Consider the following 23,949-nt stretch of genomic DNA (forward strand, 5'->3'; position numbering starts at 1 on the left):
TTTATATATATTCATTATAACAAAAAGAGCTACAAATTGTAGCTCTTTTTGTTTTGGTTGCAACTGAAAATCGTTTACGTCTTGGTTTACGACTCCTAAAATACGGAGATTTCGGGCATAAAAAAACGGCTTTGAAAAATATTCAAAACCGTTTTTTCGTAGTAGCGGGAACTGGACTCGAACCAGTGACCTTCGGGTTATGAGCCCGACGAGCTACCTACTGCTCTATCCCGCGCTGTGCGTTTTTATGAAGTTTAAAATACTTTCAAAATACGACTTCATTAAATCTTTTGAAAGGGTTGAAGTGACCAACTTAGTAGCGGGAACTGGACTCGAACCAGTGACCTTCGGGTTATGAGCCCGACGAGCTACCTACTGCTCTATCCCGCGCTGTTATCGGACTGCAAAAATACAACGATTATATCAAAAAGCAAGCTTTTTTTGAAAAAACTTTTATTTTCTGCATTTCAATAGATATACTACCTTTGCATTATAAAATTTTAAACATGAATCACAAAGCCGGTTTCGTCAATATCATCGGAAATCCTAACGTAGGTAAATCAACGCTAATGAATGCTTTAGTAGGTGAACGTTTGTCTATTATTACAAGTAAAGCGCAAACAACACGTCACAGAATTCTCGGAATTGTGAATGGCGATGATTTCCAGATTATTTTTTCTGATACACCGGGAATCATAAAACCGGCCTATGAATTGCAAAATTCTATGATGGATTTTGTTAAAAGTGCTTTTGAAGATGCCGACGTTTTAGTGTACATGGTCGAAATAGGAGAGAAGGACTTAAAGGACGAAGCCTTTTTTAAAAGGATTATTCATTCTAAGATCCCGGTTCTGTTACTATTAAATAAAATTGATAAATCCAATCAGGAACAACTGGAAGAACAGATCGGACTTTGGAAAGAGAAGGTGCCTAATGCAGAGATCATTCCAATTTCAGCTTTAGAAAACTTTAATGTTCAAACGGTTTTCGACAGAATTATAGAACTCTTGCCTGATTCTCCTCCGTTTTATCCGAAAGATGCATTGACTGATAAGCCGGAACGTTTCTTCGTCAACGAGATCATTCGTGAAAAGATATTATTGAATTACGATAAAGAAATTCCCTATGCAGTAGAAATTGAAACCGAAGAGTTTAAAGAAGACGATGATATTATCCGTATCCGTGCTTTAATTATGGTGGAACGGGATACCCAAAAAGGGATTATCATTGGTCATAAAGGAGCAGCCATCAAAAAAGTAGGGATTCAGGCACGCGAAGAACTGGAAAAATTCTTTGGGAAACAGATCCATTTGGAAACTTATGTGAAGGTTAATAAAGACTGGAGAACCAATTTACGTCAGCTAAAACGTTTTGGCTACAATCAAAAATAATTTTGTCGCCAACCAAACTTGTTCCTGTTTTTTGTCATTTTGAACAAAGTGAGAAATCACATAAAGGATTTTTTGATTACATGATGAGATTAATGGAAGAAAATGAGATTTAAAGATCAATATAAAATTCTATCCATTAACTCTTCGAGTTCTTGCATTTGAGGAATTCCTCTGCTACGATTACGACGAGCTAAAAAATAAAGAGTGAACCAGCAGCCTACCATAAGAACCATGATGGAAATATCAAGCGCAAAATTTTGATGTAAAGTCCATTTTGAATAGGCAATCAGGCCGAAAATAATAAAGATTCCGGCAACGATAAAATGCAGGAACATAAACATGGTCCATAAAACCGGATCCGGACCGAATAATCCATTCACTGCTGTGTTACCATCTTCCATTGGTTCAATTTCCAAATGAAGATTAGGAGAATATTTTTCCCTTTTTAAGGCGCCGATGCTCAACCAGATATGATTGTCTAGCGTTTTAATGTTAAAATCAGGAGCGACTTCTGTTTTTAAATTTTCGCAACGAGCTTTAATTTCTTCTACTGATTTAGAAGTAGTTTTATAAAAGCGCAGGCGCAAACGCAACTCTTTTTCCGGTTCCATAGGCAAGTTATTTAGAACTAAAATAGTATATTTTTTTTAAATAGTAAATTTCCTAACGCAAAAGCAATGGATTTCTGAAAAGAAAGAACACTTATTTTCTAAATTCGGATTTCTGAATTCTAAATTTTAAAAGTATCTTTGCACATTCAAAAACAAGAAGATGAATAATATTGTAGCCATAGTAGGTAGGCCAAATGTAGGGAAATCAACCTTTTTCAATCGTTTAATACAACGACGTGATGCCATTGTAGATTCGGTAAGCGGAGTTACACGCGATAGAAATTACGGAAAAAGTGAGTGGAACGGCAAACAATTTTCAGTAATTGATACCGGTGGTTACATCGTAGGATCAGACGATGTTTTTGAAGGCGAAATACGACGTCAGGTGCAATTGGCTATTGATGAAGCGGATGCCATTATATTTGTGGTAGATGTGGAAGAAGGGATCACGCCAATGGATATGGAAGTGGCTAATTTGCTTCGCAAGGTGGAAAAGCCGGTGCTTCTAGCAGTAAATAAAGTAGATAATGCCATGCGCGTTGCCGATGCGGTTGAATTCTACTCTTTAGGATTAGGCGAATATTTTACGATTGCCGGAATGAGCGGTAGCGGAACCGGTGAATTGTTAGATAAGTTGGTTGAGGTGTTACCGGAATTGCCGGAAGCAGAGGAGGAAGAAAATCCGTTGCCGAGATTCACAGTAGTAGGTCGTCCTAATGCCGGAAAATCATCTTTTATCAATGCTTTAATAGGCGAAGATCGTTTCGTAGTAACGGATATTGCCGGAACAACCCGCGATGCTATTGATACTACTTACAATCGTTTTGGTTTTGAGTTCAAATTGGTAGATACAGCAGGTATTCGTAGAAAAGCGAAAGTAAAAGAAGATTTGGAATTCTATTCCGTAATGCGTTCGGTTCGCGCTATTGAACATGCCGATGTTTGTATCTTGATGATTGATGCTACCCGTGGTTTCGAAAGTCAGGATCAAAATATATTTTGGTTGGCTCAAAAGAACAGAAAAGGTGTTGTGATCTTAGTGAATAAATGGGATCTGATCGAAAAAGATACTATGACAGCTAAACAATATGAAGCTAAGATCCGTAAAGAGATCGAACCTTTTACAGATGTGCCGATCTTATTTGTTTCCGCATTAACAAAGCAACGTTTATTAAAAGCCTTAGAAGTTGCCGTAGAGGTGTTTGAGAATAGAAAACAACGCATACCGACTTCTAAGTTTAACGAAATGATGTTGCCGATCATAGAACATACACCGCCACCGGCGATTAAAGGAAAATATATCAAGATCAAATATTGTATGCAGTTGCCCACAGCGACTCCTCAGTTTGTGTTTTTTGCCAATTTACCGCAATATGTAAAGGAGCCTTATAAACGTTTCATTGAAAATAAATTGCGCGAAAATTATAACTTTTCAGGAGTGCCGATCGATATCTATTTCAGACAAAAATAAGTACAGTTGTTAAAAAAGCGGGTTTGATATAATTAAACCCGCTTTTTTAAGTTTTGTTTTTTATTGTTTCAAATAATTTTAGTTCTATAACACATCATTATACCGCATTATTACGTTACTTTAATTCCGGTGCTGTTTTTCATCACTCAATTTTTGTAAGGATCATAGTATACGGAAAAGAATAACTTGATAATGCTGGCTGAGCATTGGGCGACGAAAACCTATTTTCCCTAGGGTGTGCTACTAATTTAGTCATAAAAATCTGACAGATAGCAGTTAAATTGGGATCGTATTGAAGAGTGAAAGAACTTGATAAGTATTTGTTTTTTTCTCGGTCTTTCATTTCAATATGAAGTGATTTTTGATAATTGTAAGATGCAAATATAATGGCATAATTTTGAGTTTGAATTGAATTATCATTTATTGAAAAGTTTAAATTGTCATAGGTAACCATTCCATTTTGAAGATTTTTTAATCTCCCAAAATAATATCTTCAGTATAATTATTTAGATTCAGGGGATTCCAATTGGTCTTTTTGACAAACTTTATGGTAAAAGTATTGGTACCGTCTATCCATTGCCAGGTACCTACAAACGGATCAAGTACCCCATCGGTATCGGTATCTTTTATATAATTATTGTTGCCATAATCGTCAAATGTGGCTGATTAAAGGGGAACGATGGTTTGTGCCTTACAACTGATAAGAGATAAAAGGCTGATAATTGTTAAAACTATATTTTTCATTTGATTTATTTTTTTAGTTACACGGTATTTCGTTTATGGTAGTACTACCATCTCCTAATTCCGGTTTCTTCCGGTTTTACTCTACTAACGGCTTGTTAAAAACTACTTCTATCATTAAAAAAATGACGCTCTTAAAAAATATTGATACCCTAAAACTATGGCTTTTGGTTCTCCAAAAGCCATAGCTGTTTTTTTACTGTTTCACCATTAAATATTCTCCATACGGTACGCGCAATGTTGTAGGCGAATTTTCATCAGGGATCATAACGCTATCATTGTCAATAAGCGTTGCCGTCATCTTTTCAGGTTCCCCTAAACTTTGTGGTAAATAACGCAAAACCAAGGACGATGATAAATAATTGCGTTCTGGATCTGAGAAATATAACTTAAACCTCCTTTCATTCGGGATACAATCATTACAAATGGGATACATATCATTTGGAAGTATGAGTCCTCCTTGTATTTTACTATTATCTCCATTAACATTCGTTAAGTCATTTAATAAAGAAAGTGTATTTACAATTTCTACTCCATTGCTCACATAACGATATCCACCATTTAAAAAATCTTCATAATATTCTCCATTATAAATATGAATCTTCTTTTGAAGAACAATGGTCAAAGTATCGGTTCCCTGGGTATATTGCCAGGTACCTACAAATTTGTCCATTTCATTAAAAGTATCTTTAATATAAGTCCCTTGAGGATATTCCCAATAACTCGCATCTAAGGGTACTATTTGAGCTTTACAAGAAATAAATGTAAAAACGATCAATATTGTAAAAAGTATATTTTTCATTTGATTTATTTTTTTAGTTACACGGTATTTCGTTTATGGTAGTACTATCATCTCCTAATTCCAGTTTTTTCCAGTTTTCCTCTACTAATGGTGTGCCAAAACCGGTTTGCTCCATTTCATAAAGTGATACCCCCAGATCCTGATCTTGTATAAATTGAAGAAAAGCTCTTTCGTATTGGGTAGGAGTTCCATTCACTCCATTTGCCTTATTTTTGTAATACTTTTCTAATTTTTCACCATAATCTTTCCATTTTTTATCTGTTCCATTTCCAAGCCCGTTAAAAGGCGGATGTATACTATTTAAAGCTTCTAATTTAGAAAAATCTTCAATTTTAATAGCATAAGTATAAAAATGAAAACCTATTTTTACCACCAACACACAAACAAAGAGATCGTTACCGGCAGTATTATAAGCATTTAAAGCATAATGGGAAGCGATAGAATACAAACTATAAATATCATCATGGGAAAACATGGGAAAATGATTATTGCTAGGATGCGTATGTATGGTTCCGAACTGGTAGCCTCTTGTCGGAAACGTCACATGATTTCCGTTTGTTGACGCTGTATAGTTGGCATAAGGACCGTATTCCGGATAATTTGCCTGATTGTAAAAGCCATAACCTATTTCTCCGTTTGTAGACAAGCCGTCAGACATATTGATAATTGCTGTTCTTATGCGAACGTCATTCTCGTCCATATACGGATTTACAGGATAAATAGGATTTTTTGTCAATTTATTCAATTCTTCACAAGACGTTTCTATCACTTCAGCCGGCTCTGTTGCCGGAATAGAAATTATTGCGCCATCACTACAACCTTTACAAGTATCTCCGGTATCAGAACTACCGCCTGTTGTGCCTCCGGTACTGCCTCCGCTGCCACTACCGCCTACACCGCCCGAGGTCTCTACTCCGGTGGTGGTCGTGGTGCTTCCGCCGCTGCCGTCTGTTCCGTCATCGTAGTAATTCCAGGTACATTCGTTGGAGACCAATACCCATTCTTCCGTGTACAGTTCCCCACCTGTATTGTCACCCTGGTGCGCCGGTACGACTTCCAATGACCATATTTCTACACAACTGTATTCCAGCACCATTTTGTTTAACTCGCCGCTGTTGAAGACCGAAGTGTCAAAATCTATCGGATAATAACGGGTCGTTGTGTTGTTCAGTGTTGTTTGAGACACAGCATTGTATTCGTCCTTTGAAAAACCGTATTCCACAATATACGCATCGTAACTCCCGTCGGAACGCGACGATAGCAAGAGGTTTTCCAAATGGGAAGTGACCAAACTGTCCCGCGTAAGCGGAAAGTTATAGGAATGTTTCCCCGTTGTGGTGTCTTCCACGTATTTCACATAAGCAGTGTTTACGGAAAAGCCGTAGGTTGAATTGTAAAGGATTCGGGAAGTACCTATCGGTGTTCCCGTTCCGGTGGCTTGTGCTTTGGTTTGCCCTGCAATCTTTTGTAATTTGTCCATAACCTTAGCATTGGACAGGATCTGTTCACTATCCAGAACCCGGATGTCAAAACGGGAGGTTGTTAACTTGTTGTTTAGCGTTGCGTCCGGGTAGTCTTTTTCACAGTTGGTCAACAGCAGCACTAAGAGTCCCGATAAACTTAAGAGCAGCCTTTTCTTTCGTTTTAATTTCATTTAATAAACATTATTACCTTTTTATTTCTCACTATGACGGCAAAAAAGGATTTATTGATCCGTTTGGGACAATTAATACCTCTACACTGTACTTTTTTACTGCACAGGAAGAAGAACAAAATGTTGATAGGGGAATCGGGAGCAAATGTATAGCATTGTTCTTATAACTCGGATACAGGAAAAATGTATATTTTGTTAAAATTTCATATTTTATCTCCATGAGACGTAAAAAATCTACAAAAACAAAAAGTCCCGAAAGATCTTCGGGACTAAATGCTCTTGAAAGAAATAAAATTACTGCTTTTAACCGTAGCAAATATAGCACCTATATTTGTTAAATTGGATACAGAAAAAATGTATATTTTGTTAAAGTTTATGGTTCTATTTTACAATTGAATGACTTTTAAATTTTTGAAAAAGGAAAAGTAGTCTAAAGCAGTCGGTATTTTTTAAATAGGCTTACTTTTTTAACTATCAGCGGTTTACTTTTAAAGCCTTTTCCTGAACAATATGAGCCACAGGCTTGTTGTAGATTTTACTTTCTAACCACGAAATAATGTCTAAATACAAGAAGGCTCTTTTTTCATAAGGGTGATTTTCGAAAGTCTTTAATTTAGCGTGAAGTGTTATAAATGCGTCTTTTAATTCGTGCGGATAAATAGTTCCCAGATTCTTTAAGAAACGGATCATTTCTCGTTGTACCTCGTGCAGATCGTTCATTTTGATTAAGAATTGATAAGTGTCTCTGATCAATTTGTCCAACTGTTCGTCCTCACGAGCTTCATAATGAGCAACCAAGTTAAGAACTCTGGCGAAGCACATCAGATCCTCGCGCATTTCTAAATTTCTGTTGCTGATAATTTTATTGAGATAAACGATACACTGTAAGTTGTCTCCGATACCAAAGTATAGCGATGCAATTTTGTAATAAAAGACCATGTGGTGATGCTCGTCAATTTGCTCGTTAAATAAATCCAGTTGGGTTAGGATTTCGTCAACCAAATACAAACCGCCTTCAAAATCGCCTTTTAAAAAGTGCAGGTTCAGCTTGCTGTTGTAAAGGGTTAAAAATTCCTGAGACAAAATATTCTCATTCTTAGGAAAGCCTTTGTGTGTTAAAGTATCTTCAAAACGTACTAAAGCCTCTTTAAAATAGGTCTGATGTTTAACGAGATACAACGATTCTAAAAGGTAATTACTTCCCTTAATAAACCAGATCGGGTTGATCTGGATCATTGATGGATATTCGTAAAACAGTTCTACCCATTTTGAAGCATATTTAAAGCAACCCAAAAAATCCTGAATTAAAAAACTATACCACAAGTTGGCTTTATACAACCATAATTTCTCGCGAAAGCCTAATTCTTCAAAATCAAATTCAGGCATCCGGTCACTATAATATTGTGTGATCTGCTTCATCTCCTCATCACTTTTTGCATAGCCGTGTTTTAGTAAATAACCATATAATTGTAATGAAAGATTAGAAAGCTTACTGGTCACTACATTCTGACGGCTCAGATCTTTGGCGAGAATGCTTAATTCGTCGGCTCTTCCTGAAATACTTCGGGTAATGTATTGCGATTCGATCACTTTTTCAAATTCAACAATTTCATAAGCAATATTTTTTTCTTCATGCTCAAGAGCCATTGTTTTGGCTTTTTCCAATAATTTTAAGCTTTGTTTATACAGTCCTTTTTGGTACAAAATAGTGGCAAAATCGATCTGTTCCCTGATCTGAATACGAATGTTTTGAAGGGTCGGGTTTAAGCGAAGGCTTACCAGGATCTGCTTGTATAAATGCGCTTTAAGGTTAGACAATTGTACTTTGGTAACAATGTTGCTCTTCAGGATCTTTTCTTCGTTATAGTCATTCATCTTGTCTAAAAGTTCAAAAAGCTGTAAAAATTTAGCATCCGTATTCATTCCTATTCGGTTGACATACAGCTTAAATTGCCGCTTTTCAGACTTAGATAGAGACTTGATCAATACAAACAAAAAATCTTTAGAAGTGTTAGCCATCGTAAAATTATTTTATTTAAAATATTGTAAATCAGTATTTTATTTATGTTTCTTGGTTTGTTTGACGTTGTAAATAGCGTAAAATCAAAAGTAACCTTTTTTTGACTATAAAATATATTCGTATAGAACAATCTTAAATAAAAAATGAATAAGCAAAGAGTTTATATTTTTGACACTACATTGAGAGATGGCGAACAGGTTCCGGGTTGCAAGCTTGATAAAGAGCAGAAAATAAAAATTGCCCGAAAGCTGGACGAATTGGGAGTGGATGTTATTGAAGCCGGTTTTCCGGTCTCCAGTCCGGGAGATTTTGATGCGGTACAAGCTATTGCAAAGGAAGTGAAAAATGCAACAGTTTGCGGCTTGACCCGTGCTGTGAAGAACGATATTGAAGTTGCTGCTCAGGCACTAAAACAGGCTAAAAAACCTCGGATACATACCGGGATCGGAACTTCTGATTCTCATATCAAATACAAATTTAACGCTTCTAAAGAAGAGATCATTGAACGTGCCGTTGAAGCAGTTTCTTATGCGAAAACCTTTGTGGATGATGTAGAATTCTATGCCGAAGATGCCGGAAGAACGGATAATGAGTTCTTGGCTCAGGTTTGTACAGAAGTGGTTAGAGCAGGCGCTACGGTTTTAAATATTCCGGATACTACAGGGTATTGTTTGCCTGAAGAATACGGCGCTAAGATCAAATACCTTTCCGAACATGTTGTGGGGATTGAAAAAGCAGTCTTGTCTTGCCATTGTCATAACGATTTAGGTTTGGCAACAGCCAATGCAATTTCAGGAGTTGTCAACGGAGCCAGACAAATAGAGTGTACAATTAACGGAATTGGGGAGCGAGCCGGAAATACAGCATTAGAGGAAGTAGTAATGATCCTGCGCCAACATCCTTATTTGAATCTGGAAACTAAGATCGATTCAAAGTTATTGAATGAGGTTAGCCGATTGGTTTCAGATACAATGGGAATGATGGTACAACCTAATAAAGCTATTGTGGGCGCTAATGCTTTTGCACATAGCTCAGGGATCCATCAGGATGGTGTTATTAAAAACAGAGCCACTTACGAAATCATTAATCCGGAAGATGTTGGGGTTAATACTTCTTCTATTATCTTAACCGCAAGAAGTGGTCGCGCTGCTTTGGCATATCGGGCTAAAAATATTGGTTACGAATTAACGAAACTTCAGTTAGATACGGTTTATCAAGAGTTTTTAAGAGTAGCGGATCGTAAAAAACAAGTGGAGAACGATGATATTCATCGCATTATTGAACATTGTAAAATTGGTATTGCACTATAAATTATGGAAAAGAAAACCTTATTTGATAAAGTTTGGGATAGTCATGTTGTAAGTACTGTTCCTGACGGTCCTCAAATTTTATATATAGATAAACATTTAATTCACGAAGTGACCAGTCCGCAAGCTTTTGCGGAATTGGAAGAACGAAAAATTCCTGTCTTCAGAACACAGAAAATCGTAGCAACGGCAGATCATAACGTGCCGACTAAAGAACAACATTTGCCTATAAAAGATGAGCTGTCTCGAAATCAGGTAGAGCAACTGACTCAAAATTGCCAAAAGAACGGAATAACACTTTACGGATTAGGACACGAATATCAGGGAATTGTACATGTTATTGCTCCGGAATTGGGAATTACATTGCCGGGGATGACTATGGTTTGCGGAGATAGTCATACATCGACGCACGGTGCTTTCGGAGCTATTGCTTTTGGTATCGGAACCAGTCAGGTGGCTCAGGTTTTTGCCAGCCAATGTTTGCTGTTGAATAAACCGAAAAGTCTTCGAGTGAATGTCAACGGAAAATTAGCCAAAGGAGTAACGCCGAAAGATGTGATCTTGTATGTAATTTCTCAGATCGGAACGAATGCCGGAACAGGGTATTTTTGTGAATATGCCGGAAATATTTTTCGTGAGATGTCAATGGAAGGCCGCATGACGGTTTGTAATATGAGTATTGAAATGGGGGCTCGTGGCGGAATGATTGCTCCTGATGAGGTCACTTTTGAATATATTAAAGGAAGAAAGTTTGCACCAAAAGGAGAACAATTTGAACAATATCTGGCACATTGGAAAACCTTACCAACAGATGAAGGTGCTGTGTTTGATAAAGAATATCATTTTGATGCGGAAGATATCAAACCAATGATTACTTACGGGACGAATCCGGGAATGGGAATTGGTGTTGATCAAACTATTCCGAGTCCCGAAAATGATCCGTCCTTTGACAAAGCCTTAGAATACATGGGGTTTCATAAAGGAGAGAAGCTGATTGGAAAACCCATCAATTATGTATTTATCGGAAGTTGTACCAATTCACGGATTGAAGACTTCAGAGATGCTGCCAACTATATTAAAGGGAAACAAAAAGCGGCTAATGTTACGGCATTGATCGTTCCCGGGTCGCAACAGGTGGCTAAACAAATTCAGGACGAGGGGCTGACTGCTATTTTTGAATCGGCCGGATTTGAGATCAGGCAACCGGGATGTTCTGCTTGTTTAGCTATGAATGATGATAAGATTCCTTCGGGAGAATATTGTGTTTCGACGTCCAACCGAAATTTTGAAGGGCGTCAAGGACAAGGTGCCAGAACGCTTTTAGCCAGTCCGGTTATGGCAGCGGCAACGGCTGTAGAAGGGAAGATTGTAGACCTAACTTTAAACCTGAATTAAATGGAAAAATTCACTTTATTACGATCAAAAGCGGTTCCGCTTCCTATTGAGAACGTAGATACCGATCAAATAATACCGGCACGTTTTTTAAAAGCGACAAACAAAATAGGCTTTGGCAACAATTTATTCAGAGATTGGCGCTACAATGATAAGAATGAAGAAATTTCGGATTTCGTTTTAAACGATTCTAAATATTCAGGTTCCGTTTTAGTGGCAGGAGATAATTTCGGATGTGGAAGCAGTCGGGAACACGCAGCTTGGGCATTAACAGATTACGGATTTAAAGTTATTGTTTCCAGTTATTTTGCAGATATTTTTAAGGGAAACGCATTGAATAATGGCTTGTTGCCGATTCAGGTTAGTCCCGAATTCTTAAAAGAAATGCTGGGAGCTATTCAGAGTAATCCGGATATGGAAATTACGGTAGATTTGGAAGCACAAACAATTGCTTTTAACGACAGAAAAGAATATTTTGATATTGATTCCTATAAAAAAATATGCTTACTAAATGGTTATGATGATATTGACTTTTTAGTAAGTAAAAAAGCGGAGATAGAACAATTTGAACAAAATAGAACCTTGACTTATGAATTTTAAGATCGCAGTACTTTCGGGGGATGGAATTGGTCCGGAAGTAATTCAGGAAAGTGTAAAAGTATTAAAAGCAATTGCGGAAAGTTACAAACACGAGTTTCAGTTCAATTATGCATCGGTTGGTGCTATTGCTATTGATGAAACCGGAAATCCTTTGCCCGATGCTACTTTAGATGTTTGTAAAGATGCAGCTGCCGTATTGTTTGGCGCTATCGGTGACCCGAAATACGACAACGATCCGTCTGCGAAGGTAAGACCGGAGCAAGGTTTGTTGAAGTTGCGTAAAGAATTAGGATTGTTTGCTAATATTCGTCCGGTAACCGCTTATAACTCCTTATTGGATAAGTCACCGTTAAAGAAAGAGATCATTCAGGGAACGGATATGGTAATTTATCGGGAATTGACCGGAGGAATCTATTTTGGTGAAAAGAAATTGAGTGAAGACGGTAAAACGGCATCTGATCTGTGTGAGTATTCGCAATTTGAAATTGAACGAATCGCTCATTTAGCATTTAAAGCGGCACAAACACGTAAGAACAAGGTAACCTTGGTTGACAAAGCAAATGTTTTAGAATCGTCTCGTTTGTGGCGAAAAGTTGTTTCTGAGGTAGCAAAAAGTTATCCTAAAGTAGCTCTTGATTTTTTATTTGTAGATAATGCCGCTATGCAAATGATTTTAAACCCGAGCCAGTTTGATGTGATCCTGACTGAAAATATGTTTGGTGATATTATTTCAGACGAGGGAAGTGTAATTGGTGGTTCCATCGGTTTGTTAGCCTCAGCTTCAGTTGGTGATGGCGTGGCCTTGTTTGAGCCTATTCACGGTTCGTATCCACAGGCAAAAGGAAAAAATATAGCTAACCCTATCGCATCTATTTTAAGCGCTGCTATGATGCTGGATCACTTTGGTTTAAGTGATGAGGCAGAAGCAGTTCGTCAGGCAGTTAATAAAACTATTGATAAAGGAATTGTGACTAAAGATCTGAATGGTGAAGCTTTTGTAACCACTACAAATATTGGAGATATTATTGCGGGGACGATTCTGAACAGAGAAGATACTTGTGAATATTTGAATTGTGAAAATATCCATATAGGCCAGTCGATTGTAATTTAGTTGAATGTTAGTGAACTGAAAACCTGTCTGCCCAGACAGGTTTTTTTATGCTTATTTACTAATAGTTCTTCTTTTTAAGATTGTTTTAAGCAATAAGAAAGTTAAAAATGTTAAAACTTTCGTAACCCTTTTTGGGTTTAGACAATAAAACCTTTATTTCGTCGTCTTTATAAGATAAACTACTACCCAATTTTTTTTAAGTATGCGAAAAATTTTACTTGCCCTAATCCTATTATGTTCCACAGTTAATTATGCACAAAATTCAGTCAAGATCTCGGGAAAAGTTTTAGATGAAAGTCTTAAGTTACCGTTAGAATCAGCAACAGTTTACTTTACCAAAGTCTCTGATTCAACAGTGGTAGATTATACTATTTCTGACCACAACGGAAATTTTGAATTTAAGATAAGAAAGATCGATTATCCTTTACTATTGAAAGTTTCTTACAACGGTTTTTTAGATTATAAAAAACCATTTGAAGGATTACAGAGCGATCAGGATCTGGGAACTATTCTTTTAAAAGAAAATGTTTCTTCCCTGAACGAGATCGTGGTAAAAGGAGAAACGCCTCCTATAGTTATTAAAACCGATACATTAGAGTTTAATGCTTCGTCCTTTAAGGTCAGACCGGATGCCAATGTAGAAGCTTTATTGAAACAGCTTCCGGGAGTAGAGATCGATGAGAACGGTAAAATTACGGTAAATGGTAAAGAGGTAAATAATATTTTAGTGAACGGAAAGCCATTTTTCGGGAAAGACGGAAAAATAGCGACGCAGAACCTTCCGGCTGAAATGATTAGTAAAATTCAGGTAACGGATACTAAGACAAAGGAAGAAGAACTTTCGGGACAAAGTGCTAGTTCTGATGAAAAGACCATTAATCTAACTATTGATGAAGAGAAGAATAAAGGACTTTTTGGTAAAGCTACCGTAGGCTATGGAACCGATGATCGTTACGAATCCAGTTTGTTGTTCAATTATTTTAAAGATACGCAGAAAATCAGTGTGCTGGGCTCGTCAAATAATATCAATTCCGTTGGTTTTTCTATGGACGAGATCTTTGATAATATGGGAGGAGGAAGAAATACTTCAATATGGGTTAGTGGTGACGGAAGCTACAATATTAACGGAATGCGTTTCGGTGGGAATACCGGAATTACAAAATCTTCAATGGTAGGGCTTAACTTTAGTGACGAATGGTTTAATAAAAAATTAGATCCCAACGGAAGTTATTATTACAACAGAGCTGATTCGGAAAACAGAAACAGAACAAGCAGAACCAATCTATTACCGACAGGAAATACCAGTACGGTTTCAGAGTCTAATTCTAAAAGTATCGTAGACGGTCATAATTTGAATCTGGACTTTGAAGTAAAGATCGATTCAACGACCACATTGTATATTTCTCCGTCATTTTCTAAGAATAAAAATAATAGTCTTTATAGCAGTTTTGAAAATACGTATGATGAGAACGGAGATTTATCTAATGATTATATTTCTGATGACCGTTCACAAACTGACTTTTCCAGTTTTAAGAATAATTTGTATTTGTTTAAAAAGTTAAATGAAAAAGGAAAAGGAATAGGAGTAAGTTTTAACAACACGAATTCTAAAAATGAAACGGATTTATTGACCTACTCTAAAACATCATTCTATCAATCAGGTGCTGCTAATGACGAACGTGACCAGAATCGTTTGAATACCGATCGAAATAATAGCTATAACAGTTCGGTACGATACATTCAACCGATCAATGATTCTTTGAACTTTACTATTCAGGCTAATTATGCTTGGGAAGAAAGTAAAGATTATCAAAATACGTTTGACTTTGATGGTCTTACCAATCAATATTCAGATATAAATGCTTCTCTTTCTCGTGATATTAATTCTAAAAAGATAACTTTTACGCCTAGTATTGCCTTACAGTTGAAAAAGAAGAAAATAAGAGGTAGAATCAGTTTCGGAACGGATAATATCAATTATCAGAATCAATCATTATATCTGGGAACCGAAACAAGATTGAATCAAAAGTATTTGTATCCTAATGTTAACGGATATTTGAGTGTGACGCTTGGCAAGTCTAAATCTATTTATACGTATTCAGCTTATAAAGTAGAAATGCCGTCTGCAACACAGCTGTTGCCTTATGAGAATATCGAGAATCCGTTACACACTTTCTTAGGGAATGCCGATTTAAAACCGAAAGAAACGTATCGTGTGTATTTGAACTATAACAATTATGATTATGCTACAAGAAGTGGTTTTTACTTATATGGCGGACTTAACTATAATAAGAACGAGATCGTGTCTTCAACGACCTATGATGCCGATTATAAAGCAACCACTACGTATCAGAATATTGACAAAACGTATAACAGTTATGCCGGCTTGAGCTACAGCAAAGTGTTCAAAAAGGAAAAACGTACTTTTAAAGCAGGAGCTTCATTAGATTTAGGTCTTGATTTTGCTCAGGGACTAACCAATGCCGTTTTGTATGAATCATCAGGTTATGAAGTAGAGCCCAGAGTATTTATGAACTGGTCAATTGAAGACTTGGTTACGGTTAATCCTTCCTATACCTATTCGTTTAACAGAACTGACTTCAACAATTATGTAATTGATAAGACGGAATATTTTAAGCATAATTTTAAATTAGAATTAACGAGCTATTGGCCTAAACACGTTGTACTCGGAAGTGATTTCGGCTATAATTACAACTCAAATATTTCCGGAGGTTTCAAAAGAGATTTTTACTTATGGAACGTGAGTTTAGGATACAATTTCCTTAAAGATAAATTGTTGGCAAAAGTAAAAGTATACGATTTGTTGAATCAAAATATCGGAGTAAGTAGAACAGTTACTCCAACCGCCATAACAGATACAGAAAACACTGTTTTACAACAATACGTAATGTTTTCACTGACTTTTAAATTAGAGAAATTCGGTGGTAAAAAAGATGGTAATAAAGTATTTTTTAGAGATTAATCTCTAACTTTTGTTTGTGTCTTAAGTAAGAAAGGCAAGGTGTTTAACCTTGCCTTTCTTTATTTTGTGTGAATTTTTATGGAGATCTTACCAGCTGCCGCCGGCTCCGCCACCGGAGAAACCTCCTCCTCCGAAGCCACCGCCAAATCCGCCTCCTCCGAAACCTCCTCCGGATCCGAAGCTGCCACTGCCAAATCCGCCGCTTCTTCCCATTCGGCTTAAGATGATCATGTCAGTTAAATCAGAACCGGAATAACGTCCGCCATTGCCGCCGCCATTTCGGTTTCTGCGCGATAATAAAATAATAATGATAACAATGATAATAAATATGATGATCGGAAAAATGCTACCACTGTTACGGGAATTAGTATTTTTATATGTTCCTTTAATAACCTCGAAAATAGCGTCGGTTCCTTTGTCTAAACCATTATAATAACTTCCGGCTTTAAATTCAGGAATAATGATATTACGAATGATATCACCATTGATTCCGGCGGTAAGTTGAGGTTCTAAACCATAACCGGGAGAGATCCATATTTTTCGGTCGTTCTTAGCTACCAGGATGAGTACACCGTTATCTTCTTTTTCTTGACCGATTCCCCATTCATGCGCCCATTTGGGTGTAAGAATCCCGATATCCTCATTCTTTAGATCCTCAATACTGATAATTACGATTTGAGTAGAAGTACTGTCTGCGTAGTTCAGTAGCTTTTGTTTTAAACTGTTCTTTTCTGAAGCAGATAAAATATTCGCATAATCGTAAACGCTTGTTTGATCAGAAGGTTTAGGAGGAATCATAAATTGAGCAAAACCGATATGATGAAGTAACAGCAGTGTTGCAAAGAGCATCCATTGTATCACTTTAAAAATAATTTTTGTCATTATCCTCTTGAAATTTCGTTAGGCAATTCGTTGGTATCATCTTTTTGGTACGGGAAATATTGTTTTAATTGCTCCCCGGCTTTCAGAATTCCCTGAATTAATCCTTTTTTATATTCGTTATGTTTAAAATGGCTAATGATAGTGTCTTTGGTAGAATCCCAAAAATCACTTTCAACTACTTTATTGATGCCCTCGTCTCCTATGATTGCAAATTGTTTGTTAGCTGTTGCAACATAAATTAAGACACCATTTCGCTCTTTTGTTTCGTGCATGTCAAGAGATAAAAAAACCTCCTGAGCTCTTTGTAGAGGAGGTTTTTCAGTATATTCTTCTAAGTGCACACGAATTTCTCCCGAAGTGTTTTTTTCGGCTTCAACAATAGCCTGAACAATTTCCTGTTCGTCGGCTTTGGTTAAGAAATCTTCGGTTTTAGACATTATTTAGCTTCTTCAGATTGGTTGCCGAAATTGAAGTTAACATCCGGAGCTTTTTCTGCTCCTTTTTCTGCTTCAAAATACGGTTTTTCTTTGTATTCTGCTAAGAACCAGTTGTTAGGGATCTTTAAGATATAGTTGTTGTAGGACTGAACGGCTTCGTTGAAACGGGTGCGAGCCGTTAAGATCTGGTTCTCAGTGCTGGCCAGTTCGTCTTGTAATTTTAAGAAATTCTGGTTCGCTTTTAAATCAGGATAACGTTCAACAGTAACTAATAATCTTGATAATGCACTGTTCAATCCTCCCTGTGCTTGTTGGAATTGTTGTAGTTGTTCCGGTGTAATGTTAGAAGGGTCAATGGTCATAGAAGTTGCTTTAGCTCTGGCATTGATTACTGCCTCTAAGGTAGATTTTTCAAAATCAGCAGCCCCTTGAACGGTTTTTACTAAATTACCGATAAGATCACTACGTCTTTGATAAGCAGTTTCTACATTTCCCCATTCTTTAGATACAGCCTGGTTTTCTCTGATGGCTCCGTTTTTAATTCCTACATACCAAAAGAATCCTAAAGCTAGTAATCCGACAATTATTAATACAGGTGCAAATTTTTTCATAAGTTGTTTAATTTTTAAAGTTGATTTTTAAGTTCTGTTAATTGTGATTTTATATTTTCTAATTTTCTGATGATCTCAAATTTATCCAATGTCTTTTTCTGGTTTTCTTTCAGATGTATTTTTGCGCCTTCCAGTGTAAAACCTCGTTCCTTGACTAAGTGGTAGATCAATTGAAGGTTTTTAACGTCTTCCGGAGTGAATTTACGGTTACCCTTTGCATTTTTTTTCGGTTTCAGAATATCGAATTCTTTTTCCCAAAAACGGATCAGAGACGTGTTAACGTCAAAAGCTGTCGCCAGTTCGCCTATGCTGTAATATAATTTTTCAGGTAAGTTTACTTGCATTAGTCTAAAGATTGATTTTCCTGATTAGCCAATTTTGAGATAGCCACATATTCTTCAGCAGAAATACTTCCGTAGTAAAAGTTAATAGGATTTACTTTCTTACCGTTTTTGATAACTTCATAGTGTAGGTGAGGTGCTTCACTTCGCCCGGTACTTCCTACATAGCCTATGATGTCGCCTCTTTTTACTTTTTGTCCTCTTTTACAGTTGTATTTGCTTAAATGGGCATAAAGAGTTACATAGCCGTATCCGTGATTTACTTCAATATGATTTCCGTAACCGGACAAAGAATTATCCGCTTTTAATACCACGCCGTCACCGGTAGCATAGATAGGTGTACCTGTTGGAGAAGTAAAATCCATACCGTAATGGAATTTACGAACTTTGGTAAACGGGTCACTTCGATAACCATAACCGGATGCCATCCGTTTCAAATCTTCATTTTTAACAGGTTGAATAGCAGGTATAGCGGCCAGAAGTTTTTCTTTTTGCTTTCCTAATTTCACAATTTCGTTCAGTGACTCAGACTGTATAGCCATTTCTTTCATTAAACGGTCGATCTTTTTGGTAGTATTAATTACCAGATCAGAATTGTTGTATCCTTCCAGATCTTTGTATCGGTTAACCCCGCCAAAACCGGCTTTTCGCTCTTCATCAGTTATCGGAGAAGTGTTGAAGTATGTTCTGTAAACATTATTATCGCGATCTTCAATGGCACTTAAAGCATTTTCCATGACATCCACTTTCTTATTTAAAAGTTGGTAGTTGATCTTCATATTTTCCAATTCATTTGTCAACAATTTATCCTTAGGTGTTTCAAAATAAGGCGTGTTGATGAGCAGAACCAGACATAAAAAACCAAATAAAGCAGATGAAAGTAAAAAAAGCAAAATGTATCCAAATTTTTTACGCTTCTTAGTTTCAATTCGTTTGTAAGCCAAATTTTCAGGATCGTAATAATATTTTACTTTCGCCATGTTCTAAATTTACTATTTTTGCACAAATTTTTGTGGTTAACAACTGTTATACGAACAAATTTATGAAATGTTTCAAACTTAAGCCTATTTTTTTATTTCAGGTGCGAAACTTTTCTTAATGCGATCGGACATTATTAGTGGATACTTTTACTTTCGAAATTCAGTGAGAAATAGTAATGGCAAATATGTTTAACAGGGGGCAGCCTTTTAAATAGCGAAACAAAATGAAATCAAGAGACATTCGTAAAGCATTTTTAAATTTCTTTGAAAGTAAAGGACACCTGATTGTACCTTCTGCACCTATTGTATTGAAAGACGATCCAACGTTAATGTTCAATAACTCAGGAATGGCGCAGTTCAAGGAGTATTTTTTAGGGAATGGTACGCCGAAAAGTAAGCGTATTGCCGACACTCAAAAATGTTTACGAGTTTCCGGTAAACACAACGATCTGGAAGATGTTGGTTTTGATACCTATCACCACACTATGTTTGAAATGCTAGGAAACTGGTCTTTTGGTGATTATTTTAAGAAAGAAGCTATTGCTTGGGCTTGGGAATTCTTGACCGAAGTTTTAAAAATAGACAAAGATCGTTTGTATGTCTCCGTTTTTGAAGGAAATGAAGCTGAAAATGTTCCTTTTGATCAAGAAGCTTTTGATTTGTGGAAACAATACGTTCCGGAAGACCGAATCATTTACGGAAATAAAAAAGACAATTTTTGGGAAATGGGTGATCAAGGACCGTGCGGACCTTGTTCTGAAATTCATATCGATCTGCGTTCTGATGAAGAAAGAGCACAGGTTTCGGGTAGAAGTTTAGTAAATGCCGATCATCCGCAAGTAGTGGAAATTTGGAACAACGTATTCATGGAATTCAACCGTAAAGCCGATGGTTCTTTAGAAAAATTACCGGCTAAACACGTGGATACCGGAATGGGCTTTGAACGTTTGTGTATGGCTATGCAAGGCGTAACTTCTAATTATGATACGGATGTTTTTACGCCGCTTATCCAAAAAGTAGCGCAAATCACAGGGTTGAAATACACTTCTAACGAAGTTAAAAACATCAGTGAAGAGCAAAACAAGATCAATATTGCGATCCGTGTCATTGTAGATCACGTTCGTGCGGTGGCTTTTGCTATTGCTGACGGACAGTTGCCTTCAAACACCGGAGCAGGTTATGTAATTCGTCGTATTTTACGTCGTGCCATTCGTTACGGTTTTACCTTCTTAAATCAAAAAGAACCTTTTATTTACCAATTGGTAGCTGTTCTAGCGGATCAAATGGGCGAATTCTTCCCGGAGATCAAATCGCAACAAAATTTGGTTACCCAAGTAATTCGTGAGGAAGAAGCTTCTTTTTTGAGAACTTTGGAACAGGGGTTACACTTGTTAGAGAAAGTGGTTGCTGAAACTTCAGGTAAAGAAGTAAAAGGTGAAAAAGTATTTGAATTGTATGATACTTTTGGCTTTCCTAAAGATTTAACGGCTCTGATTTTAAAAGAAAAAGGCTATTCGTTTAATGAAAGCGAATTTGAAGCGGAATTAAAAAAACAAAAAGATCGTTCGCGTGCTGCATCTGAAGTGGCAACCGGCGATTGGCATATTTTGGTAGAAGGGAATACGGAAGAATTTGTAGGTTACGACCAGACAGAGAATGAAGTAAAAATTACCCGTTATCGAAAAGTAGATTCTAAAAAAGACGGTATTTTATATCAAATAGTATTGGATGCAACACCATTCTATCCGGAAGGCGGAGGACAAGTAGGAGACAGAGGAGTTTTAGTTTCGGCTAACGAGACCATTGAAATCATCGATACGAAAAAAGAGAATAATTTAATTCTTCATTTTGCGAAACAATTGCCGGAAAACGTAAATACAACATTTCAGGCAAAGGTAAATACAGAATTGAGAAGCTTAGCCGCGAGTAATCACTCAGCAACACACTTGCTACATCAGGCGTTGCGTACTATTTTAGGAACACATGTAGAGCAAAAAGGGTCATTGGTTTCTCCTAATTATTTGCGTTTCGACTTTTCACATTTTGCTAAAGTAACGGATGAAGAGTTAAAACAAGTAGAAGATTTTGTAAACGCACGCATTCAGGAGCATTTACCATTAATTGAAAGAAGAAGCATTCCGTTTGCACAAGCAGTGGAAGAAGGAGCAATGGCGTTGTTTGGTGAAAAATACGGAGATTCAGTTCGTGCGATCAAGTTCGGAGAAAGTATGGAGCTTTGCGGAGGTATTCACGTGCAAAATACAGCGGATATCTGGTATTTTAAAATTGTATCAGAGAGTGCTGTAGCGGCAGGAATTCGTCGTATTGAAGCCATTACGAATAAAGCAGTAAAAGAATATTTTGCCGATCAGGAACATTTATTAGCGGAAATTGCAGCGCTATTGAAAAATCCGCAGGATGTGGCAAAATCGGTAACTTCTTTACAAGATGAAAATGCAAAACTAAAAAAACAGGTAGAGCAGTTACTAAAAGATAAAGCTAAAAATTTAAAAGGAGAATTAGCCTCTCAGTTAGAAAATATCAATGGCGTTGATTTCTTAGCGGTTCAGGTAGATCTAGATGCTGCCGGTGTTAAAGATCTAGCATACGAATTAGGGAATAACAAAAACAATTTGTTTGTGGTTTTAGCAACTGTAAATGAAAACAAACCGATGCTAACTTGTTATGTTTCTAAAGAATTAGTAGAAAGCAAAGGATTGAATGCGGGGCAAGTCGTTCGCGAATTAGGGAAATATATTCAAGGTGGCGGTGGCGGTCAACCGTTCTTTGCAACAGCCGGAGGAAAAAATGCGGCAGGAATTCAAGAAGCTTTAGAGAAAGCAAAAGAGTTTGTAAAGTAATGTTTTAAAATAAAAGTATAAGCCTGATAATCTTACAAGATATCAGGCTTTTTTTATTATAAGAAATATTTGTAATAATCTTTTTTTTGCCTTTCTTTTGTGAGAAAATTTAATTGTTTAAGAAATGAAAAAATTATTAGCCCTAATCAGTGCATCTGTATTACTATTGACCTCATGTTCAAGTGATGATAATAAATCGTCAAATTCAACAGGAACATTGTTATCACAAATTATTGAAACATTTGATGACGGTTCTGTGGAAACGTTAAGTTTTGTATATAATGGAAATAAAATAGTAAGATATTCTTGGGATTCTAGTTTACAAGATGAAACAATATTTACATATACTGGAAATCTAATAACAAAAGAAGAATATTTTTTTGATGATGGTGCAGGGGATTCTTATAGTGAAGTAATGAATTATGAGTATAATTCAAATGGAAAATTAATAAAGTCTATAAGAAATAGTGATGGGGGTGATGTATATGTTGATGATTTTACATATAATACTAATGGAACAGTATCATTCACCACAACGCATAATTCTGTTCTTGAGGCAAACGGAATGATTTATTTTAATGGAAATCAACCTTATAGAAAAGAAGTGACACAATATCCCGGAGAGACATATGAGACAACTTGGGTTGAAGAAACCTTTTTTGATAATAATGTAAACCCTTTTAACTCAGTAATTGGGTTGTCAGAAATTGAAATTGCGTGTCCAATAGTGAATGTAGGTTATCAGGGAATTTCCAATAATGCTACTGAAGTTAAAATTGATGGTGTAACGGATTGGGTAATTGTATTGGCATATAATGCAAACAATATGCCAGATACAGAGGATTTTACTGATCCATCAAATCCTGAATATAATTCTACTTCACAGTATATTTATAATTAGTATTAGTTTATAATAATTGAAGCTTGATCGTTGAAAATTATCAGGTTTCTATTATTTTAAACGTTTTTTAGTTTATTTGTGATGTTTAAATAGTATAAAAATGAAAAAAATATATTCCTTTTTCATCGGAGTAATGGTGGTTCTCCTTGCTTCTTGTTCAGGGGTTAGTAAAGAAGCGGTGAAATCTTCATCACCAGTATTGCTAACTAAAACAATTGAGACTTTTAGTGATGGTTCAACGTTGACAACAAATTTTACATATAATGGAAATAAGTTAGTTGGCTGGACAGATTCTGAAGGTGAGAAGGAAACGTTTTCTTATGATTCTTCGGGAAGACTGATATCTTCTCAATTACAAGAATATAATGATGAAGATGTTTTAGAGACAATTCCTGTAACTTTTAGCTATGATTCTCAAGGGAGATTAGCTTCTTTTGAATTTGATAAGTCCACTAAAATAGAATTAGTTTACAAAGCAGATGATGTGATTTTAGTTAATTATTATAATTTAAACGCATTGTCAGAGTCTTTTCTGTGGAAGTACAGTAATGGAAATAAAGTAAGTGAAACAGGGCAAAGTATTTCAGAAGGACAAAATTGGGTTAGTCAATATGATGATCATAATAATCCATTTGTAAATATTTATATGTTTACTGAAGCTTTTAAGTATTATCTTGATTTAAGTAATAATAATCTAGTAAAGAGAGTATTTAATGGTGAAGCAAACAGCCCGGATAGTAGTTCAATGTCCTATACTTATAACTCATTGGGTTATCCGCTTACTGATTCATTGGTATTTGAAGGAGAAACAAGCACTATTCAGTATTTCTATAATCAATAATTTAATTAGTAC

21 protein-coding genes and 2 tRNA genes are annotated in these 23,949 nt (G+C 36.3%); 10 read left to right on the plus strand and 13 right to left on the minus strand.

All coding sequences use genetic code 11. The features are described 5' to 3' along the window. Positions 1 to 162 precede the first annotated feature (162 nt). A tRNA-Met gene (locus tag NHF50_RS10190) sits at positions 163 to 235 on the minus strand. An 82-nt stretch (positions 236 to 317) separates the two neighbouring features. Then, positions 318 to 390, minus strand: a tRNA-Met gene (locus NHF50_RS10195). Positions 391 to 506: 116 nt separating this feature from the next. On the opposite strand from NHF50_RS10195, the gene era reads away from it, so the two are divergent. After that, the gene (gene era, locus NHF50_RS10200) at positions 507 to 1,391 is read left to right on the plus strand and encodes a GTPase Era (RefSeq protein ID WP_109569575.1); all 885 of its coding nucleotides are present in this window, start codon (positions 507 to 509) and stop codon (positions 1,389 to 1,391) included. 116 nt (positions 1,392 to 1,507) lie between these two features. On the opposite strand, the gene NHF50_RS10205 is transcribed toward era, so the two are convergent. Next, positions 1,508 to 2,002: a hypothetical protein gene (locus NHF50_RS10205; RefSeq protein WP_252776241.1), complete on the minus strand. Its 495-nt coding sequence runs from the start codon at positions 2,000 to 2,002 to the stop codon at positions 1,508 to 1,510. Positions 2,003 to 2,162: 160 nt separating this feature from the next. Between NHF50_RS10205 and der the strand changes: the two genes are divergently transcribed. Beyond that, positions 2,163 to 3,473: a ribosome biogenesis GTPase Der gene (gene der / locus NHF50_RS10210; protein ID WP_252776243.1), complete on the plus strand. Its 1,311-nt coding sequence runs from the start codon at positions 2,163 to 2,165 to the stop codon at positions 3,471 to 3,473. A gap of 142 nt (positions 3,474 to 3,615) precedes the next feature. Here the strand turns inward: der and NHF50_RS10215 are convergent, their stop codons facing one another. From NHF50_RS10215 to NHF50_RS10230, 5 genes are all read right to left on the minus strand, one after another. After that, entirely contained in the window at positions 3,616 to 3,927 is a 312-nt protein-coding gene (locus NHF50_RS10215; protein ID WP_252776245.1) for a hypothetical protein, read from the minus strand. A gap of 17 nt (positions 3,928 to 3,944) precedes the next feature. Next, positions 3,945 to 4,103 carry a DUF6705 family protein gene (locus NHF50_RS15845; RefSeq protein ID WP_374672842.1) on the minus strand — a complete coding sequence of 53 codons (159 nt, stop codon included), beginning with the start codon at positions 4,101 to 4,103 and terminating at the stop codon, positions 3,945 to 3,947. Positions 4,104 to 4,410: 307 nt separating this feature from the next. Further along, on the minus strand, positions 4,411 to 5,016 hold the full coding sequence (locus NHF50_RS10220) for a DUF6705 family protein (protein ID WP_252776247.1): 606 nt from the start codon (positions 5,014 to 5,016) through the stop codon (positions 4,411 to 4,413). A gap of 13 nt (positions 5,017 to 5,029) precedes the next feature. Beyond that, a complete protein-coding gene (locus NHF50_RS10225) occupies positions 5,030 to 6,670 on the minus strand; it encodes a hypothetical protein (protein ID WP_252776249.1) in 1,641 nt (546 codons plus the stop codon). 474 nt (positions 6,671 to 7,144) lie between these two features. Beyond that, positions 7,145 to 8,689, minus strand: a complete 1,545-nt coding sequence (locus NHF50_RS10230; protein ID WP_252776250.1) for a hypothetical protein — start codon at positions 8,687 to 8,689, stop codon at positions 7,145 to 7,147. A gap of 144 nt (positions 8,690 to 8,833) precedes the next feature. Between NHF50_RS10230 and NHF50_RS10235 the strand changes: the two genes are divergently transcribed. From NHF50_RS10235 to NHF50_RS10255, 5 genes are all read left to right on the plus strand, one after another. After that, a complete protein-coding gene (locus NHF50_RS10235) occupies positions 8,834 to 10,000 on the plus strand; it encodes a 2-isopropylmalate synthase (protein WP_252776253.1) in 1,167 nt (388 codons plus the stop codon). A gap of 3 nt (positions 10,001 to 10,003) precedes the next feature. Beyond that, entirely contained in the window at positions 10,004 to 11,392 is a 1,389-nt protein-coding gene (gene leuC, locus NHF50_RS10240; protein WP_252776255.1) for a 3-isopropylmalate dehydratase large subunit, read from the plus strand. Then, on the plus strand, positions 11,393 to 11,989 hold the full coding sequence (gene leuD, locus NHF50_RS10245; protein WP_252776257.1) for a 3-isopropylmalate dehydratase small subunit: 597 nt from the start codon (positions 11,393 to 11,395) through the stop codon (positions 11,987 to 11,989). Then, positions 11,979 to 13,100, plus strand: a complete 1,122-nt coding sequence (leuB, locus tag NHF50_RS10250; RefSeq protein ID WP_252776259.1) for a 3-isopropylmalate dehydrogenase — start codon at positions 11,979 to 11,981, stop codon at positions 13,098 to 13,100. The genes leuD and leuB overlap by 11 nt, the downstream gene beginning before the upstream one ends. Before the next feature lie 202 nt (positions 13,101 to 13,302). Beyond that, the gene (locus NHF50_RS10255) at positions 13,303 to 16,083 is read left to right on the plus strand and encodes an outer membrane beta-barrel protein (RefSeq protein WP_252776261.1); all 2,781 of its coding nucleotides are present in this window, start codon (positions 13,303 to 13,305) and stop codon (positions 16,081 to 16,083) included. Between the two features lie 87 nt (positions 16,084 to 16,170). Here the strand turns inward: NHF50_RS10255 and NHF50_RS10260 are convergent, their stop codons facing one another. From NHF50_RS10260 to NHF50_RS10280, 5 genes are read right to left on the minus strand one after another with little or no spacing between them, the layout of a single operon-like run. Further along, complete coding sequence (locus tag NHF50_RS10260) at positions 16,171 to 16,965, minus strand: YgcG family protein (protein WP_252776263.1); 795 nt, start codon at positions 16,963 to 16,965, stop codon at positions 16,171 to 16,173. Then, the gene (locus tag NHF50_RS10265) at positions 16,965 to 17,402 is read right to left on the minus strand and encodes a TPM domain-containing protein (RefSeq protein WP_109569584.1); all 438 of its coding nucleotides are present in this window, start codon (positions 17,400 to 17,402) and stop codon (positions 16,965 to 16,967) included. The genes NHF50_RS10260 and NHF50_RS10265 overlap by 1 nt, the downstream gene beginning before the upstream one ends. Continuing rightward, positions 17,402 to 18,013, minus strand: coding sequence for a LemA family protein (locus NHF50_RS10270; protein ID WP_109569585.1), 612 nt, complete (start codon positions 18,011 to 18,013; stop codon positions 17,402 to 17,404). Before NHF50_RS10270 ends, NHF50_RS10265 begins: the two co-directional genes overlap by 1 nt. 14 nt (positions 18,014 to 18,027) lie before the next feature. Beyond that, on the minus strand, positions 18,028 to 18,357 hold the full coding sequence (locus NHF50_RS10275; protein ID WP_109569586.1) for a MerR family transcriptional regulator: 330 nt from the start codon (positions 18,355 to 18,357) through the stop codon (positions 18,028 to 18,030). Next, positions 18,357 to 19,334 carry a M23 family metallopeptidase gene (locus NHF50_RS10280; protein ID WP_109569587.1) on the minus strand — a complete coding sequence of 326 codons (978 nt, stop codon included), beginning with the start codon at positions 19,332 to 19,334 and terminating at the stop codon, positions 18,357 to 18,359. Before NHF50_RS10280 ends, NHF50_RS10275 begins: the two co-directional genes overlap by 1 nt. Positions 19,335 to 19,558: 224 nt before the next feature. Here NHF50_RS10280 and alaS point away from each other — a divergent pair, with 224 nt between their 5' ends. The 3 genes from alaS (at position 19,559) to NHF50_RS10295 (ending at position 23,937) form a co-directional block, all read left to right on the plus strand. After that, positions 19,559 to 22,195, plus strand: coding sequence for an alanine--tRNA ligase (gene alaS / locus NHF50_RS10285; protein WP_252776265.1), 2,637 nt, complete (start codon positions 19,559 to 19,561; stop codon positions 22,193 to 22,195). A gap of 124 nt (positions 22,196 to 22,319) precedes the next feature. Next, positions 22,320 to 23,096: a hypothetical protein gene (locus NHF50_RS10290; RefSeq protein ID WP_252776269.1), complete on the plus strand. Its 777-nt coding sequence runs from the start codon at positions 22,320 to 22,322 to the stop codon at positions 23,094 to 23,096. A 133-nt stretch (positions 23,097 to 23,229) separates the two neighbouring features. After that, complete coding sequence (locus tag NHF50_RS10295) at positions 23,230 to 23,937, plus strand: hypothetical protein (protein WP_218925768.1); 708 nt, start codon at positions 23,230 to 23,232, stop codon at positions 23,935 to 23,937. Positions 23,938 to 23,949 lie beyond the last annotated feature (12 nt).

Source organism: Flavobacterium sp. NRK F10 (assembly GCF_024054235.1).
GTDB lineage: Bacteria > Bacteroidota > Bacteroidia > Flavobacteriales > Flavobacteriaceae > Flavobacterium > Flavobacterium sediminis.